The 15,162-nt window shown below is 41.1% G+C and carries 17 protein-coding genes; 9 read left to right on the top strand and 8 right to left on the bottom strand.

The genetic code is table 11. The features are described 5' to 3' along the window. Positions 1 to 16: 16 nt before the first annotated feature. Positions 17 to 1,237, bottom strand: coding sequence for a MalY/PatB family protein (locus FS628_RS14700; RefSeq protein ID WP_145322967.1), 1,221 nt, complete (start codon positions 1,235 to 1,237; stop codon positions 17 to 19). A 250-nt stretch (positions 1,238 to 1,487) separates the two neighbouring features. Between FS628_RS14700 and FS628_RS14705 the strand changes: the two genes are divergently transcribed. Then, complete coding sequence (locus tag FS628_RS14705) at positions 1,488 to 2,195, top strand: helix-turn-helix domain-containing protein (protein ID WP_145322969.1); 708 nt, start codon at positions 1,488 to 1,490, stop codon at positions 2,193 to 2,195. A 154-nt stretch (positions 2,196 to 2,349) separates the two neighbouring features. On the opposite strand, the gene FS628_RS14710 is transcribed toward FS628_RS14705, so the two are convergent. From FS628_RS14710 to FS628_RS14715, 3 genes are all read right to left on the bottom strand, one after another. Then, positions 2,350 to 5,271 carry an insulinase family protein gene (locus tag FS628_RS14710; protein ID WP_145322971.1) on the bottom strand — a complete coding sequence of 974 codons (2,922 nt, stop codon included), beginning with the start codon at positions 5,269 to 5,271 and terminating at the stop codon, positions 2,350 to 2,352. 579 nt (positions 5,272 to 5,850) lie between these two features. Beyond that, positions 5,851 to 6,003 carry a hypothetical protein gene (locus tag FS628_RS32005; protein WP_177185759.1) on the bottom strand — a complete coding sequence of 51 codons (153 nt, stop codon included), beginning with the start codon at positions 6,001 to 6,003 and terminating at the stop codon, positions 5,851 to 5,853. A gap of 658 nt (positions 6,004 to 6,661) precedes the next feature. After that, the gene (locus FS628_RS14715; RefSeq protein ID WP_145322973.1) at positions 6,662 to 6,997 is read right to left on the bottom strand and encodes a YolD-like family protein; all 336 of its coding nucleotides are present in this window, start codon (positions 6,995 to 6,997) and stop codon (positions 6,662 to 6,664) included. Positions 6,998 to 7,614: 617 nt separating this feature from the next. Here FS628_RS14715 and FS628_RS14725 point away from each other — a divergent pair. From FS628_RS14725 to FS628_RS32010, 8 genes are all read left to right on the top strand, one after another. Next, entirely contained in the window at positions 7,615 to 8,370 is a 756-nt protein-coding gene (locus FS628_RS14725) for a class I SAM-dependent methyltransferase (RefSeq protein WP_145322975.1), read from the top strand. 123 nt (positions 8,371 to 8,493) lie between these two features. Beyond that, the gene (locus tag FS628_RS14730; protein ID WP_145322977.1) at positions 8,494 to 8,970 is read left to right on the top strand and encodes an NUDIX hydrolase; all 477 of its coding nucleotides are present in this window, start codon (positions 8,494 to 8,496) and stop codon (positions 8,968 to 8,970) included. A gap of 17 nt (positions 8,971 to 8,987) precedes the next feature. Further along, entirely contained in the window at positions 8,988 to 9,608 is a 621-nt protein-coding gene (locus tag FS628_RS14735) for an NUDIX hydrolase (protein WP_313958609.1), read from the top strand. A gap of 457 nt (positions 9,609 to 10,065) precedes the next feature. Further along, a complete protein-coding gene (locus FS628_RS14740; RefSeq protein ID WP_145322979.1) occupies positions 10,066 to 10,923 on the top strand; it encodes an ATP-dependent DNA ligase in 858 nt (285 codons plus the stop codon). Between the two features lie 36 nt (positions 10,924 to 10,959). After that, positions 10,960 to 11,628 (top strand): SOS response-associated peptidase, encoded by a 669-nt coding sequence (locus FS628_RS14745; RefSeq protein WP_145322981.1) that lies wholly within the window; start codon positions 10,960 to 10,962, stop codon positions 11,626 to 11,628. A 155-nt stretch (positions 11,629 to 11,783) separates the two neighbouring features. Continuing rightward, on the top strand, positions 11,784 to 11,987 hold the full coding sequence (locus FS628_RS14750) for a hypothetical protein (protein ID WP_145322983.1): 204 nt from the start codon (positions 11,784 to 11,786) through the stop codon (positions 11,985 to 11,987). Positions 11,988 to 12,292: 305 nt separating this feature from the next. Then, positions 12,293 to 12,871: an Ltp family lipoprotein gene (locus FS628_RS14755; protein WP_260871036.1), complete on the top strand. Its 579-nt coding sequence runs from the start codon at positions 12,293 to 12,295 to the stop codon at positions 12,869 to 12,871. Positions 12,872 to 12,897: 26 nt separating this feature from the next. Continuing rightward, positions 12,898 to 13,092 carry a hypothetical protein gene (locus FS628_RS32010; RefSeq protein WP_222125238.1) on the top strand — a complete coding sequence of 65 codons (195 nt, stop codon included), beginning with the start codon at positions 12,898 to 12,900 and terminating at the stop codon, positions 13,090 to 13,092. Positions 13,093 to 13,147: 55 nt separating this feature from the next. Here FS628_RS32010 and FS628_RS14765 read toward each other — a convergent pair whose 3' ends face one another. From FS628_RS14765 to FS628_RS14780, 4 genes are all read right to left on the bottom strand, one after another. Then, positions 13,148 to 13,372 (bottom strand): hypothetical protein, encoded by a 225-nt coding sequence (locus FS628_RS14765; protein WP_145322985.1) that lies wholly within the window; start codon positions 13,370 to 13,372, stop codon positions 13,148 to 13,150. A 63-nt stretch (positions 13,373 to 13,435) separates the two neighbouring features. After that, positions 13,436 to 13,750 (bottom strand): hypothetical protein, encoded by a 315-nt coding sequence (locus tag FS628_RS14770; RefSeq protein WP_145322988.1) that lies wholly within the window; start codon positions 13,748 to 13,750, stop codon positions 13,436 to 13,438. Continuing rightward, the gene (locus FS628_RS14775) at positions 13,741 to 14,421 is read right to left on the bottom strand and encodes a hypothetical protein (RefSeq protein WP_145322990.1); all 681 of its coding nucleotides are present in this window, start codon (positions 14,419 to 14,421) and stop codon (positions 13,741 to 13,743) included. Before FS628_RS14775 ends, FS628_RS14770 begins: the two co-directional genes overlap by 10 nt. Further along, positions 14,418 to 14,846 carry a DUF6941 family protein gene (locus FS628_RS14780; protein ID WP_145322992.1) on the bottom strand — a complete coding sequence of 143 codons (429 nt, stop codon included), beginning with the start codon at positions 14,844 to 14,846 and terminating at the stop codon, positions 14,418 to 14,420. Before FS628_RS14780 ends, FS628_RS14775 begins: the two co-directional genes overlap by 4 nt. Positions 14,847 to 15,162: the final 316 nt, after the last annotated feature.

The following is a 15,162-nucleotide window of genomic DNA, read 5'->3' on the forward strand; positions in this document are numbered from 1 at the left end:
CAGGGGATTGGTGACTTTACACTTGAACGGGTACCTCTTCGGCTTCTTTCACAAGCACACTGCTAATTCTCCGTAACCCTTCCTGAAGGATAGAAAGAGGACAAGCCAGATTCAACCGAATACAACCCTCTCCATTCGCCACAAACATATGACCATCTTCGAGCAACACACCCGCTTGCTCAGCGAAGAATAGAGGTAGACTTACATGCTCGGGAGCATATGCCGAGATATCAATCCAGGCCAGATATGTGGCTTCCGGAATATGAAAGACGGCCAGTGGCAGATGTTGCTTCACATACTGTTCTACGTAAGCAAAATTGGCATCCAGGTAACATTTTAATTCTGTCAGCCATTCATCACCTGTTTCGTAAGCTGCCTGAGTGGCAGCGATGCTCAGCGGGTTTTTGAAACCATAATGGCGTGCCTGCCAGGTGGCTCGAAGTGCCTTATTCGGAATGATGACATTGGAGAACATCAGACCAGCCATGTTAAATGTTTTGCTCGGGGACATGCAAGTAATGATTCGATCCGTATCCGGGAACAGCTTCGCGAGTGGTGTATGTTTCTTGCCAGTCCGCAGCAGATCACAGTGAATTTCATCCGAAATGACCCATACGTTATTACTCAGGCAGATTTCACCCACACGTTGCAGCTCCTCCGTTGTCCAGACACGTCCAGATGGATTATGCGGGTTACAGAAAATACATACCCTTACCTTCTCATCCTTCGCCTTGGCTTCAAAATCCTCGAAATCAATCGAGTAACGTCCCTGCTCGTTGATCATATCCGAACACACCAGTTCAAGTTCATTATGCTCCGCAGCTGACTTGAAGAAACCATAAGAAGGGGTCACGATCAGTACTTTCTCATCCGATTGACAGATATATTCCACCAGTTCATATAAAGCGGGGATGATCCCATTCGAGGTCTCCAAATGCTCCTTCGGGAAGGACCAGTCATAGTATCTCTTCATCCAATTCGAAACAGCTTCATAGTATGCCGGATCAAATACCTGAGAGTAACCCATGATTCTACGATCCAGTCGCTGTTTGACTGCATCCAGAATCTCGGGAGGTGTGGCAAACTCCATATCGGCAATCCACATGCGAATGAATTCTTCGTCCTTGAATGGAAATGTCATATCTTCTGTCGCGTTAAAAATATATTGACGGAAACCATCCGTATTCATGGCATTTGTACCTGTGCGGTCTATAATCTCATCAAAGTTATACTTCATAGCTTCTGCTCCTCTGTCTGCTCTACTTTTTCATTGTCGGTTCATGTCGTATTGCATCTATTATTTCATGACGTAGAGATTGCATCAAATGCAAGAAAATCTATTCAGACGAAACAAATCAAGATTATTGTTTCTCCAAAATAGGTATTTCCGTGAAAAAGTGATATATTTCTCATATAGCATCATTTTTCTGAATGACTTTCATCTTTTTCACGTACTCTCAAGAAACATTGCATAAGGAGAACCGGCTATGAACAATATCAATCAGGAAGTCGGCAAGAAAATTCGAAACTTTCGGAAGTGGCGGGGACTAACCATTCAACAGCTTGCGGATCAGATCTTCAAGAGCAAGGGCACACTATCCAAATATGAGAGTGGAGATATTACACTCGATCTGGTCACGTTACATCATATTGCAGATGCGCTCAATATTCAGGTGGAGCAACTCTTGTACCAAGAGCCAAGGCATGCTTCTCCCTTGATGAATGCAGTCCCGTCAAGCTTTTTCAAGAACTCCACCCGATTCTATTCTTATTTCTATGATGGGCGTAACAACAGTCTCATTCGTTGTGTCATTGACATGATGGCTCAGTCGGATGCCAACCGTTATCGCACCGTGATGTATATGAATGTGAAGGACTTCGAGAACTATCAGGAGTGCGAGAATATGTATTGGGGCCACACCGAGCATTATGATACATTGACCACACTGATTTTGAAAAATCAGGCCACGCCACTGGAGAATCTATATATTAATATTTTGGCGTCTTTTCAGGAATCCGAGAAAAAGTGGGGACTGATGGCAGGTGTCTCCTTCCGACCTTTCATGCCTATCGCGCTCAAAATGCTATTCTCCAGAACTCCGCTGCCTGAGAATCAGGAGTTATATCATGAATTGAAAATCTCAAAGGAAGATCTGCGAACGCTGAAAATATACAACATGCTAGCGGTCACCTGAATAACAACGCGTTTCTTTCATTTTCTTATGGAATGGGAACGGCCCTTTTTATAGAAAAAAGGCACTTGTATAAGCTGTTCATACCAGCTCATACAAGTGCCTTTCAAATTTGATGCCTGTTGGATCGGGATCTGTGGATCGGTGAGACCAACGTTTAATTTTTAATTAAATCAAGCGTCTCGTCAAACATTTGCTTCTGTTCCTCAATTTTGTTCTCATTACCGATCACACAGCGCTGTTGCTGTTCAAGAATGGCCGATAAGAGCTCAGCAAAACCGATAATGTCGCTTTCCTTCGTGCTTAACACTTCGTCACGTTCCTGTTGCAGATCCGCTTCAGTCACATTGGACAGATAACACTCCAGAGAGAATGCTCCTTCGCCATAAGGTGTTCTCGGCGTATCGAGATCCTGAATCGCACCAATGATATAACGTGTCATCTCCCGCTCGTCTGCCCGGAAATCGGTCAAATATTGCGGTATCTCTTCATATACTTTGTACGTTTTATCGAGATTAGGATCACGATACGATGCAACGTAACTGTCTCCATTGCGTCTAAAGCCTGACATGCAACCATAGGCTCCGCCTTTGGCGCGGATATTGGTCCACAAGTAATCCAAAGATAGTATCCCCTGCAAAACCCGCAGTGAACCCGTGTATTGATATCCTTTGTCGATATAATTGCCCGTTTGCACGACATACTGCACCTCTGAAGGGGAACGGAATCCTTCCTTATGAGTTGCAGGTGTGAACGTAAACTCTTCCTTGGCAACTTCATGTGTGAACAGCTTCGCTTTCAGATCGGATACCTGTTGCTCCAGTCCCTCATATCCCTGTTCATCGGCCGTATAACTAACAAGCAAGTTCTCTGGTCTGAAAATATACCCTGTCAACTCTTGCAGGCTGGAAGATAACTCTTCTTTTCTGGCATCAAAGTTCTCCTGAAGATCCTCAAGCCACTGGTAAAAGGCAATGCCACTCATCGCTTCTCTGAAATCCGCAACCGCTGAATGTTTGGACGAAGACCGGCCAATTCCTGCTGAATGTCCGCTATTCATCAGATTACGTTGCAAATTGCCTTTCATTTGGGAGATGATCTCGTACAATCGCTTCGAATTATCAAATCGGGATGTGAACACAATTTCTTTGATCATATCAAAGGCAAATCCAAGCTTGTCATACAACACTTTCGCATTGAATTCATAGGTCGCCTTGAACTCGTTGTGCTGATGCGCGTTGGCATAAGATCCAATCCCGCTATGAATACCGCCTGAATGGATATGGATCTCATTGGACAATTCATTAAACGAGTAGTTTTGAGTGTCCACGTAGCCCAATACATTTTTCAGCAATCCTGCATACGGCAACAGATGACGTGGTACTTCTTTGATATCAAACAGCAGTCTCAGATAACCAATTCCGTTGGTGTAAAGGTTATGATGCAGAATGGTTGTGCCATCCACCTGGTTTACCGTTTGATGCAACGCAGAGGCCTTCGGTTCAATATCTTCAATCGATAACGTCGGAATGACCTGCTGCTGCTCCTTGGTTGAAGGTGTATTCTGATACTCGGCGAGTGCTTCCGTTTTCTGAATCAATGTCTGAACTTCTTCCTCGCTAAGACCAGCCTGAATGGTTTTCAGACGTGCTTTCAGCGCTTCGTCTTTGCGTGAATTCAACCCTTTGTCCGGTGTCAGGGCTACAAAGGAAGTATGTGTGTTTTGCAATATATATTTCTCAATGAGTTGCTCGAAGTAACCTTCGTTCATTTTTGTCCGCAGCTCAGCAAATACGTCATTCGCCTCCAAATGGGTGAAAGGCGCATCTTCATCGTACAACCAGCTTTGCAGAGAGGAGAATCCGTAGATCAGTCCCTTCGGCATTCTGCCATAGTCTGCTTCTCTATGATTGAACTCATAAGAGTTAATGCCTGCAAGCAGCGCTTTAGGATCAAAACCTTCTTTCACCACACGCTCAAGCACTTCTTTTACCGTTCCCAGGAAATCCTCTTTGCTCGCCAGGTTGCTCTTCTTCAGTCCAACCGTGAACACAGGTTGATACAGACTGTCATCATACGAACCGTATACATCCTTAGCAATGCCCTTATCCAGCAACGCCTGCCTCAATACCGCTCCTGGAGCGTTCAGCAGTGCATATAGCAAAATTTGAAACGAAATGTTCAGTTCCTTATCCAGACTTGTGCCGATCACCGCATTGTAGGTCAAGAAGCTGTTGTCCACTTCCGATTCCGTACTTCCCGCAGAGTAGGTCTTGACCGTATCCACCCGCTCTGCAAAAGCAGGCTGAAGTTGAATTGCAGAATCAATCTCGATTCGATCATATGCACTCAGATAGTTCTCATCCAGCCATTGCAGCTTCTCTTCCATATCCATATCGCCGTACAGATAGATGTAACTGTTGGACGGATGATAGTATCTCGTGTGGAAATCCAGCAGCCCCTGATAGGTCAGATCCAGGATAGCTTCCGGGAACCCGCCAGACTCGGAGGAGTATGTTGTATCCGGGAAAAGAGAGTTCAGCACTTCTCTGCGCACCATTCGTTCCGGTGATGAAAAAGCACCCTTCATCTCGTTATATACAACTCCGTTATAGGTTAACTCATCATCTGCAGAGGTCAGATTGTAATTCCAACCTTCCTGCAAAAATATCTTTTCATTCTCATAAATATTTGTATTCAATACCGCATCCAGATATATATCCATCAGATTGTGGAAGTCATGATCATTACGACTCGCGATCGGATAGATCGTCTTATCCGGATACGTCATGGCGTTAAGGAATGTATTCAATGAACCTTTCAGCAACTCAACAAAAGAATCCTTGGCCGGAAATTTCTTGGACCCACAGAGCACGGAGTGTTCGAGAATATGGGCTACCCCTGTATTATCTTCGGGAGGTGTGCGGAAACCAATACTGAATACTTTGTTGTCGTCCTGATTGGACAAAAGTACAATTTTGGCTCCGGATTTCTGGTGTTCCAGCAGATACGCATCTGATTTCAGTTCTTCGATTCTGCGCTCCTGTAACACCTTGTATGGCTTAAGCTGTTTCAACATAAACTTGAGTCCTCCGTCCATAAGATTGTTTTATTGGTTTTGTGACTTTACATAAGTTCAAATATACTTATTTACACGGGCACTCCGATGACAGAACAACATCTGTCCTCCCCGTTATCGTGTAAATGTGTAGTTGAACCTATATCGTTCAGCAAGGTAAAGGTAATATATGCCTACGGATAGTATACACCATTGTCCCGTCTCTTCATAAAAAGACCGTCGAATCCACTTTCTGATATGTATTAGGCAGCGTTTGTGTTTATGAACTGCATGGTGAAGTAGTGGGTCATGACATGACATTCATATTAAAGAACATAAAAAAAGATCGCATGCAGCTTGGTTAACAAGCGTCATGCGATCTTTCTTTTTTAAGATGCCGAGGACCGGGATCGAACCGGTACGGTAGTCACCTACCGCAGGATTTTAAGACATGAGTTTTGATTGGTCTGAAATGGAACGACAGGCTAAAATACAGTAATAACAAGGCTTCAAGCTGTTCGTGTGTTGTTCTCATTTGGACTGGTTTCTATGGGTAGACCTACAGTCTGCCCCCAATTCGTCCCCAGCCCGTCCCCTGATTTATTCAAGCAAAACTGTGTGATCTAAAGACGGCGAGACCACTTTTACTAGAACAGGAGTTTTTATCCCTTGCGCAGAAACTAAAACCTGCGCAAGGGTTTTAGCTGCTTCTTGAGTAAGCGTCTGATGAACATCAATTTGGTGTGATCGCATGGTGAACGCCCCTTAGTTTCAGTTTACCCCCAGAGCTTTCCAGTGTTATAATCGTGGGAATACTGGCTACTGGAGGTCAATAAGTGGAAATCTCTCGAGGGAGATGTAGGCTTCTTGAACTCATTAACGCAAAGGGTTTAACTCAGACCGAGTATGCTAATCGATCTGGACGATCCCAGCGAATGATATCCCATTTTTGTAACAATACCCGTGTGATGCTGCCTGAAGATATGTATACTGCCGTGCTGTTATTGGGTTGTAAATGGGAAGATCTATATGAGTACAAAGTAAAGCGTGCATGAGGCGGTGTTACCGCACTCCCCCGGAAAATTTAGAACAATTTGTTCTAAAATAGATATGTAAATAATACCTTTTCCCTATGACATATGGTGTCGCAATGTGTCGAACGTCCTAAAGGTAAAACTTTACATATTTCTATTTCGTTAAACTATGAATTGACTTTGTATTATAGATAAATCTTACAGCGTACACAGAACACATATTCTTGTTAATAATCTACTTAATTGTCGAATACAAGTCTGATTTTAATACATACAGTAGGCATTGGAGGTAGTTTGTAGAGTTGTTTTTGGGATGATTTATGGATAATAAAAAATCCGACAGGTGCTTTCCTGACGGATTTTAATTATTCTAAATCTTATATTGATGCTGAAATTATCTCTTCTATCCTCGGCCAACTGTAATCCTCATCACCGCGTACAAGTTTGATTCTTCTGTTTGGCTTATCGATCGATGTCACAACGCCTCGCATGATTTCATCATCAAATGGGTTAAATACCGTCAACGTAACAGAGCGGCATTCTTTGTAAGATTCCAGAATCGCTTCTTCAATGAGCTGCATTTCTTGTTCGTCCAAGGCTGGCTTCCCGCGTCGCCTTTGTAACGCTTCTTGAGCCAGGTATGCTTCACGATGTTCAGGTAAAATGATACGAGATCCCTCGTATACACCGTTCGCCGTCAATTTGCTTGCCATAATAAACGCCTCCTTAATATTGGGTCCAGTAACTTAAATCATTCTGCTGTACCAATGGCGGTGCCTTGGGTAGCTTAGGCTTTTCCGCTTCACGTTCCCAGCCTTCCAGTATCACTATGTGGGTAGTGTCAGACTTGTCTTCCCAATGTATGTATTGCGCGGTTATAAGTGCGTCCAGAGCAGCCGTAACGTCTGGCTTATGCTTCCCTGTTTTAACCGTCAATTCGTGGATTGTGGGAAACCGCCGCCTCCCTCCTTTGTAGTTGTATAAGATCCGCAGGACCTTACGTTGATAGTCCGTTAACATGTTAATCACCTCGTGATTATTATATGCGAACATACGTTCTTTTATCAACAGAAAAAATACCCAGTCAAGCGACTAGGTACTTTCTGCATTTATTCAACGTTGGTCATTAAGCTAACGGGCAGGTTAGTTTCATTTCATTTTGTTGGGCGTAAATCTGTTTTAATTCATAAATCGGGATAAGATAATAGTGCGGTGAGTAATTTTTATGAAATCGAACAAAAATAGGAAATTAAATCTGAAAAACTTCTCTTTTTTTAAATGGAATTCATCTGTATCATTTGATTAAAATCAGATGGGAGAGTGATGATAGATGAACAGTAAAGAAAAGTTTTCGAACCGGGTCGATTCGTATTTGAAGTACCGCCCGAGCTATCCGAAAGAGGCTATTGATTATTTGTACGACTTCGTCGGTTTGCGTTCGAACAGTAAAATATTAGATATCGGTTCAGGTACTGGGATCATTTCGAAGCTACTCCTGGAACGCGGAAGCTACCTGATCGCGGTCGAGCCGAATCAGGCAATGCGTGAAGCAGCAGAACAAATGTTAGAAAGCAATCCAAATTTTCAGAGTATACCAGGATCTGCAGAATCTACTGGATTACCTAATCAGTCGGTTGAGTTTATTGTCTGCGCACAGGCGTTTCACTGGTTTGATCGCTCAGCAGCACAAACTGAGTTCCGTAGAATTCTACAGCCGGGTGGGAGAGTAATACTAATCTGGAATTCCCGTCTTACAAACGGTACTTCATTTCGTGAAGAGTACGATCAACTGCTAAATACATACGGAACGGACTACGAAAAAGTCAATCATAAAAATATTTCTCAGACGATGCTTCTTTCTTTTTTCAAGGAGGGTTCAATGCATGAAGTGCGATTCAGAATGCATCAGGAGTTTGATTTCGAGGGCTTGAGAGGCAGGTTGCTATCATCTTCTTACAGCCCTGTACCAGGGCATCCAAATTACAATCCGATGATGACGGAACTGCGAAATCTATTTGATAGGAATAATCAAAATGGTATTGTTCCATTCGATTATGAAACAGAGATTTTTTGGGGAGAAGTATAGATCCAGCTTCAATTAAAGAATTGGGTTGTTTATCATTTGTTTATATTCTTTGACGAACTTTGTTTATGACTAATTTTATTAACACCAAGTTTCATAAAATTAAATTAGAAAGAGTTGTAAACTATGAGCAGAGTACATTATGAAGTTCCATTAAGATGTATTGGTGTAGCAGTAGTATTACTTAAAAACACACCTTGTGGTTACAAAGTCTTGTTATTAGAACGGGCTACTTCTGTATTAAGAGGCATTTGGTGTTATATTGGCGGTGCTATTGAAGAAGGGGAAAAGGCCTGGGAAGCTGCGTTAAGAGAAATCCGTGAAGAAACGAGTATTACAAATGTTACCCTGTTCACTTCAAATAAGTTTGATCAATTCTATTCAGCCGAAGAAAATTATATTTATATTGCGCCTGTATTTGTGGGATATGTGGATGAGGATCAAAATGTAATTTTAAATCATGAACATAGTAAATACGAATGGTTATCATTTAATGATGCGATCGAAAGAGTTAGGTTGCCAGGAAATGATGAAGTTCTCGAATTTATCAAGAAGCATTTCGCAAGCAATGATCCTTTAGAGTGGTTACGAGTAGGGATGTAATTAAAGGAGGCCTGTCAATGATGGAAAATGAAATGTTGAAGATTTTTGATGATAACCGCAATCAGATTGGTATTGCAACTCGCGAAGAAGTTCATAGGTTAGGGCATTGGCATGAAGCATTCCACTGTTGGTTTGTTAGTAAAGAAGATAAAAGATATATTTATCTCCAACTTCGTAGTTCGATGAAAAAAGATTATCCGAGTCTATATGACATAACTGCAGCTGGACATTTATTGGCTCACGAGACTGTGTTGGATGGAGTAAGGGAGATTAAAGAGGAGATTGGCATAGATGTTTCTATTAACGATCTAATATCACTAGGAGTGATCGATTATCACGTGAATAAAACAGGCTTTATTGATAAGGAACTTGCTAACGTTTATTTATATATTGTTGATAACTTTATTAATGAAGTGACCCCTCAAAAAGAAGAAGTATCGGGTATTGTAAGAACTGAATTTGAATCCTTCTGTAACCTGTGGTTAGGGGAATTAGATTATATTAGAATAGAAGGAATCGAAGTGATTGAGGAGAGTAAAATCTTAATAGACAAAATGATAGGCAAAGATCATTTTGTGCCTCACGAAATATCTTATTATGAAAACATTATAAAATTGATCGATGAGAAATTGAAATGACTACACATGAGCGAAAAGAGAAGGAGCTTATGACAGACGACTCATTATATTCAGCTAACGGGCAGATTAGCGCAACTTTGTATAGATAAATACGTATAGGAAGTAAATGAGGTTAGGACGTGCGATAATATGTTCATAATATTCCTAATTGGGTTTATCATGGTCACAACGATGCTCTTAATGATTTTCTATAAGTTGATTGGGAAATTGATGAAATTTCGAAAACTATATAATTGGATTCTTTCAGGTGCGATTGTAACTGTTATTGTGTATATTTGGATGATTAGCACGTTGAAGAATTTACTAACTCCTATGCCATGAGACTCCAAATAAATCAACTAACGGGAAACGATAGCTCAATAATACCAAAAAAGAAGAACAATACGATCTGCTTCTCTAAAACTTACCACCTCTACTCTATATGGCAAAACGCTATAATTGAGTTGAGGTGTTTTTTATGTTTATCAGTCCAATGTTATTAGAAACAGCAACCGGTCCCTTCTCTCATTCGAATTTCATTTTTGAACCGAAAGTAGATGGACATCGGTTAATATATTCACAACAGTCCGGCACAGTCCGGTTATTTACACGTCACAACAACGACTGCACCCAGCAGTATCCTGAATTGCTGCTACCCTTTGACTCTGACATCATCCTGGATGGCGAGGTCGCTTGCACCGATCCAGCAACCGGTTTAAACGATTTTGAGGCCGTAATGAGTCGTTTCAGCACACGTCAGCATTCAAAGGTTCAACAGCTCACCAAGACTCTACCTGCAACGTTCGCCATATTTGATATCCTGCAGTACAAAGGTAAGGACTTGCGTAAACTACCTCTCATGGAGCGCAAAGCGATCCTTCACAGCCTACCTCTTCCCTCTTCAAGCTTTGGAGTGGTTCCACACATAGAAGGAGCCGGAGAAGAATTATACGCTCAAATTGAAGCCATGGGTATGGAAGGTGTAGTCGGCAAGCGTAAGGACAGCCAGTACGTCAGCAGGAGGTCCAAAGAGTGGCAGAAGGTCATCAACTGGTCATATGCTGATGTATTCATTACAGGATACAAAAAGTCCGAATTCGGGTGGCTTGCTGCTGTTCCTGATCCAACTGGAAGTATGCGCCCGGTAGGGATCATCGAGCATGGCCCAAGTCCAAAACATAAGCAAGCATTCCGTGGTGTATGCCAGCAGCTTGTGACTGGAGAGGACAAGAACAACGTTTACCTTGAACCTCGAATTCAGGCCAGAGTTAAAATGCGCAACTGGACCAAATCAGGCTTGCTGCGTACCCCTGTGTTTGATCAATTTATCGTGTGATTATATATTGTAAAGACAATACAGGAGGTGCTTTGTATGTGTGGTAGATTTACAATCACTGACCCCATAGACGCGATAATGGACAGGTACTATGCATCTATAGCTGATGGCTTTGAGTACAAACCAAATTACAACGCAGCACCCATGCAGTTCATTCCAACCATAATTGGCAGCAAAGACGGAAATAGATTGGGTGAGCTCCGATGGGGCCTTGTGCCTTCCTGGGCAAAGGATGACAAGATCGGCAATAAGATGATCAATGCCCGGGCCGAGACACTGGCAGAGAAGCCAGCCTTTAAACGCCTGATCAGTTCCAAACGTTGCATTATCCCTACAAACGGATTTTATGAGTGGAAGAAAGAAGGAAATACCAAGCAGCCTATGCGTATCTTGATGAAGGATGATAGAATATTTTCGCTTGCTGGTTTGTATGATACCTGGACAGATTCGGACGGAAACAAGCTGAGCACTTGCACAATTATTACGACGGAGCCTAACAGTCTTATGGCAAACATTCACAATCGTATGCCGGTCATCCTAAGACCTGAGGATGAAGCGGAATGGCTTGGAAGAGATAATGATATTCAGTCGCTACTTGGCTTGCTTAAGCCATATCAAGCTTCTGAGATGAGAGCATATGAGGTGCCGAAGGAAGTCGGCAATGTGAGAAACAACAATGAAGATTTAATTAAAGAAGTGGGTTAAAAAGCAAGGAGCAGCGAGGTCATGCCTCCTGCTCTTTCTTCATATCAAGTGTTTGAGGGGCTGCTGATGTCATTCTGCATCTTATTTAATCTCTACTCCTGACCTATATAACCAAATGCTATACTGTAAATAAATAATTGAAATGGAGGGAAAGTATGATTAAGGATTTGCTTTTAGCTGAGGCCAAGCAGTATGAAGTTTGTTTAGTTTTTGAGGATAATTCGAAGTACATAGGAATGATTGAAATGTCATCAGATAAAAAAAGAGTGAAAGTCAAACACCAGGATGGTGTTGAATGGGTACCTTTAGATGAAATAAAACATTGCTCTTTGTCCGTGCCAATTAAAAATAGAGAATAATAATAACTATAAAGTTCAATCTTATAAATACTATCAAGCGGTCCGGATCGTCAAACGTTTACTTGGTCGCATGGCTGCTGCTGAGCTTCAGACAAATAAGAGCCAGAGACGCTGCTTGATAAGAATATATGTAAACAAAAAAGGCACTGCCAGCGTTATGCCAGCAGTGCCTTTTTACCGATGCTTTCGGATCCTATGTCTATAGTAATGCAATTCGACAGTTTTGTAAATTGTTTTAATTTATTATAGAAACATTTTCCTAGGTCTGATAGACTAACTTTATCTAATACATAGGAGGAAATACCTTGGAAAAGAAACCGATTTTTAAGAAGTGGTGGTTTTGGCTTGGAATCATAGTCGTTATCGGATTAATTGGTAATATGGGCGATAAGGAAGCCAAACCTAATGCGACAGCATCTGAAGTAGCAGCACAGCCTAAAGCAGAAACCGTATCTACAGAACAAACGGCGGCTGAAAAAGAGAAAGCCGAAGCCGACAAAAAAGCAGCTGAGGAACAGAAAGCAAGAGATGAAGCTGCGGCAGCAGAATTGGCTAAAAAGGAAGCTGAAGCAAATAGCGTACCAAGAGAGCACAAGGCTGCACTAGAAAAAGCAATTACTTATGCGGAAGTTATGAACATGTCCAAAGCCGGTGTTTACGATCAATTGACATCTGAATATGGCGAAAACTTTCCAAAGGAAGCTGCTCAATATGCCATTGATAACATTGAGTTTGATTGGAAACAAGCAGCTTTAAAGAAAGCTCAAACTTACGCTGAATCAATGAGTATGTCTGATTCCGCCATTTACGATCAACTAACATCTGACTACGGTGAGAAGTTCACAAAGGAAGAAGCCAAATACGCAGTAGCTAATTTAAAATAACAGATCGGCGGCGCGTTGAATGAAGTTTGGATTCCGGAAGACAGCCTAAAAAACGGATAGCCGTTAGAACCAGTATTAAACGACAGATCGTACATCGTGCCGGATTGAAAATGCCCCGTGGATATGGATGGTTACGTAATCCGAAACGGGCAGCGTATAACAAAGTGTACAACAAGACGACATTCGATATTTTTAAGGTTATAAGTAAGTTGTTCAAGTAAATTCTATTGAGTTGATAATCTAAAAATATACGAAATAAAACAAAGAGCAGTGAGGTTATCCCTCCTGCTCTATTTTTGTACTCTGAATTACATAATGCTGTCGGAAGTATCTGCCACCCATAATCTTGACGAAAGACTCGCTATATCCTTCTACTGATCCGCCATAGTCAATTAGTTGTTGACGATCCGATTGGGTATGCCAGACGGATACACGTACTTGGGTTAAGGCTGCTGTAAGGAAGTCCTTATCTGTGGATAGTACTTTGTATGTATAGTTCATGATAAATTCTCCTAATAAACGTAATAAAAGACGCCACAGTAATTCGAAGCGTCTTTTATTATTTCAAACTGAGACATCGTTCTGATTTGTTTCTTGTATAGCAGGAGTACTTCTTTTTCTTTTTTTCTTAGGCGCTCCTTTTATAGCTTTCATTGACTCTAACCACAATATGGCACCAGCAAGAGGAGTGAATGCTAAAAAAGTTATTAACCAGATCCACAAAGCAATATCAACATTGAAAGTTGTACTAATTGTTGGAATATTAAATATATAGCGGCCTGTTGCAAAGAAGATAATCAATATGAACACCATAATCGGTGTTAAAACCTTCATAAGAAGTTGAGATAATATTTTACTATATTCTGCATTTAATTCCATGCTGCAAACCTCCTAAATAGGAGTTTCACACCACCTAAAATAATTACAGGAAAAAGTGTCATTATAAATCCAAAAAAACCAATCTCCATCGGAATAAACTTCGTTATTGAAAGAATTAGAAAGGACATTGAAATAAAACCGAATAATACAAAACCGATTTTGTAGAGACGTCCACTTAACAAATCAAAAAAATGATTTTCCATAGACAATTCCTCCGTTTTACTTTTTCCTAATGTGTCAATAATAATATTGCTGTATGCTGGTTGACAATCAAACGTAACACTGTTGTTAAAAAAAAGATTTGTTCCTGTACGGTTTTCTTTAGATTGTACAGGACTGGACGTACCAGCGAAGGATAAGTCCATATTTAGTAATTCTCCAAATGTTCCCTCTTTCCTTCTACTAACCAAACTATCGTTGAATCTTAGTGCCCTGGATCGACCACTGGAATCATTAATTTGGGCAGAAGAAGAAACAACCCCTGTTTTTACAATATTACCTTGAGGGGAATAGTTCCCGGTTACATTAAAAGCACTTACACTTAAAAAAAGACTCGAAACAACCAATACTGTAGGAAGTGTCTTGTTTGAAGAATCGCTAATATCTTTCTCCGATGGTACTGGATTGCTAAAAACAGTTAGATTATTGTTCTCAGCTGGTTGGAGAGTCATACGGTCTCACGACCATGAACCATAATAGGGTAACTGGCAACCAATATACCATCCATGTATATGTCCGATATGTATTCGCCATTCTTCCTAAAAACAGTATTTTTAAAATCCATACTCAATACTACTCCTTGATGATCGACAGGTACTGACTGCAAAGTCGGCTCCTGATTTACATTAAACTGGACCTCGCCTGTGTTAATCAACGGTTCAACTGAGTTGTCAGAAGACCTGAAAATATATTGTAACTTGTGCTCTTCTCCAGGGCCAATACCAGCTATTCCAATACACACGCTAAAGGAAAAGCTTCCAGGCACAAATGCAGGAAGTAACGAGGCGAATGGGTTTGAAATACTTAACCTTGGTCCAGTTGGACTTTGTTCAGGCTTGGAGTCCTCGCAGTATGTAAAACTAGTAATTCTTAACATTTCAAAAACCTCCATAATTATGATTCTAATTACCTAAAACATACTAGATAATATTGAACCAAAATGGAATATTTATCAATACTTTTTTAGAAATTGTTCCATTCTCTACCACACTCCTTCTCTCCATATTTACTATCTCTTATTAATTTAACAGCTTATCACCTAAAGCGAAGTGGTTCTTTTGCGAAATAACGGCTTTTTTTTGTATGTTTCTTGTATGGTTTTTGTATTTATTTTAAAAGAAAAACCCTTCTGAAAATTTGAGTCAGAAGGGCCTTTATGCCTATGTCACCTCTGCACAACTTTATCAAACTCA

Source organism: Paenibacillus xylanexedens (genome assembly GCF_007676705.1).
Classification (GTDB): domain Bacteria; phylum Bacillota; class Bacilli; order Paenibacillales; family Paenibacillaceae; genus Paenibacillus; species Paenibacillus xylanexedens_C.

Excerpts from the sequence above, each read along its gene's own strand:
- FS628_RS14705 (WP_145322969.1), top strand. The coding sequence starts at position 1,488 with ATGAACAATATCAATCAGGAAGTCGGCAAGAAAATTCGAAACTTTCGG.
- FS628_RS14780 (WP_145322992.1), bottom strand. The coding sequence starts at position 14,846 with ATGTTAAGAATTACTAGTTTTACATACTGCGAGGACTCCAAGCCTGAA.
- FS628_RS14715 (WP_145322973.1), bottom strand. The coding sequence starts at position 6,997 with ATGGCAAGCAAATTGACGGCGAACGGTGTATACGAGGGATCTCGTATC.
- FS628_RS14710 (WP_145322971.1), bottom strand. The coding sequence starts at position 5,271 with ATGTTGAAACAGCTTAAGCCATACAAGGTGTTACAGGAGCGCAGAATC.
- FS628_RS14700 (WP_145322967.1), bottom strand. The coding sequence starts at position 1,237 with ATGAAGTATAACTTTGATGAGATTATAGACCGCACAGGTACAAATGCC.
- FS628_RS14740 (WP_145322979.1), top strand. The coding sequence starts at position 10,066 with ATGTTTATCAGTCCAATGTTATTAGAAACAGCAACCGGTCCCTTCTCT.
- FS628_RS14750 (WP_145322983.1), top strand. The coding sequence starts at position 11,784 with ATGATTAAGGATTTGCTTTTAGCTGAGGCCAAGCAGTATGAAGTTTGT.
- FS628_RS14730 (WP_145322977.1), top strand. The coding sequence starts at position 8,494 with ATGAGCAGAGTACATTATGAAGTTCCATTAAGATGTATTGGTGTAGCA.
- FS628_RS14725 (WP_145322975.1), top strand. The coding sequence starts at position 7,615 with ATGAACAGTAAAGAAAAGTTTTCGAACCGGGTCGATTCGTATTTGAAG.
- FS628_RS14745 (WP_145322981.1), top strand. The coding sequence starts at position 10,960 with ATGTGTGGTAGATTTACAATCACTGACCCCATAGACGCGATAATGGAC.
- FS628_RS14770 (WP_145322988.1), bottom strand. The coding sequence starts at position 13,750 with ATGGAATTAAATGCAGAATATAGTAAAATATTATCTCAACTTCTTATG.
- FS628_RS14765 (WP_145322985.1), bottom strand. The coding sequence starts at position 13,372 with ATGAACTATACATACAAAGTACTATCCACAGATAAGGACTTCCTTACA.
- FS628_RS14735 (WP_313958609.1), top strand. The coding sequence starts at position 8,988 with ATGATGGAAAATGAAATGTTGAAGATTTTTGATGATAACCGCAATCAG.
- FS628_RS32005 (WP_177185759.1), bottom strand. The coding sequence starts at position 6,003 with ATGCGATCACACCAAATTGATGTTCATCAGACGCTTACTCAAGAAGCA.
- FS628_RS14775 (WP_145322990.1), bottom strand. The coding sequence starts at position 14,421 with ATGACTCTCCAACCAGCTGAGAACAATAATCTAACTGTTTTTAGCAAT.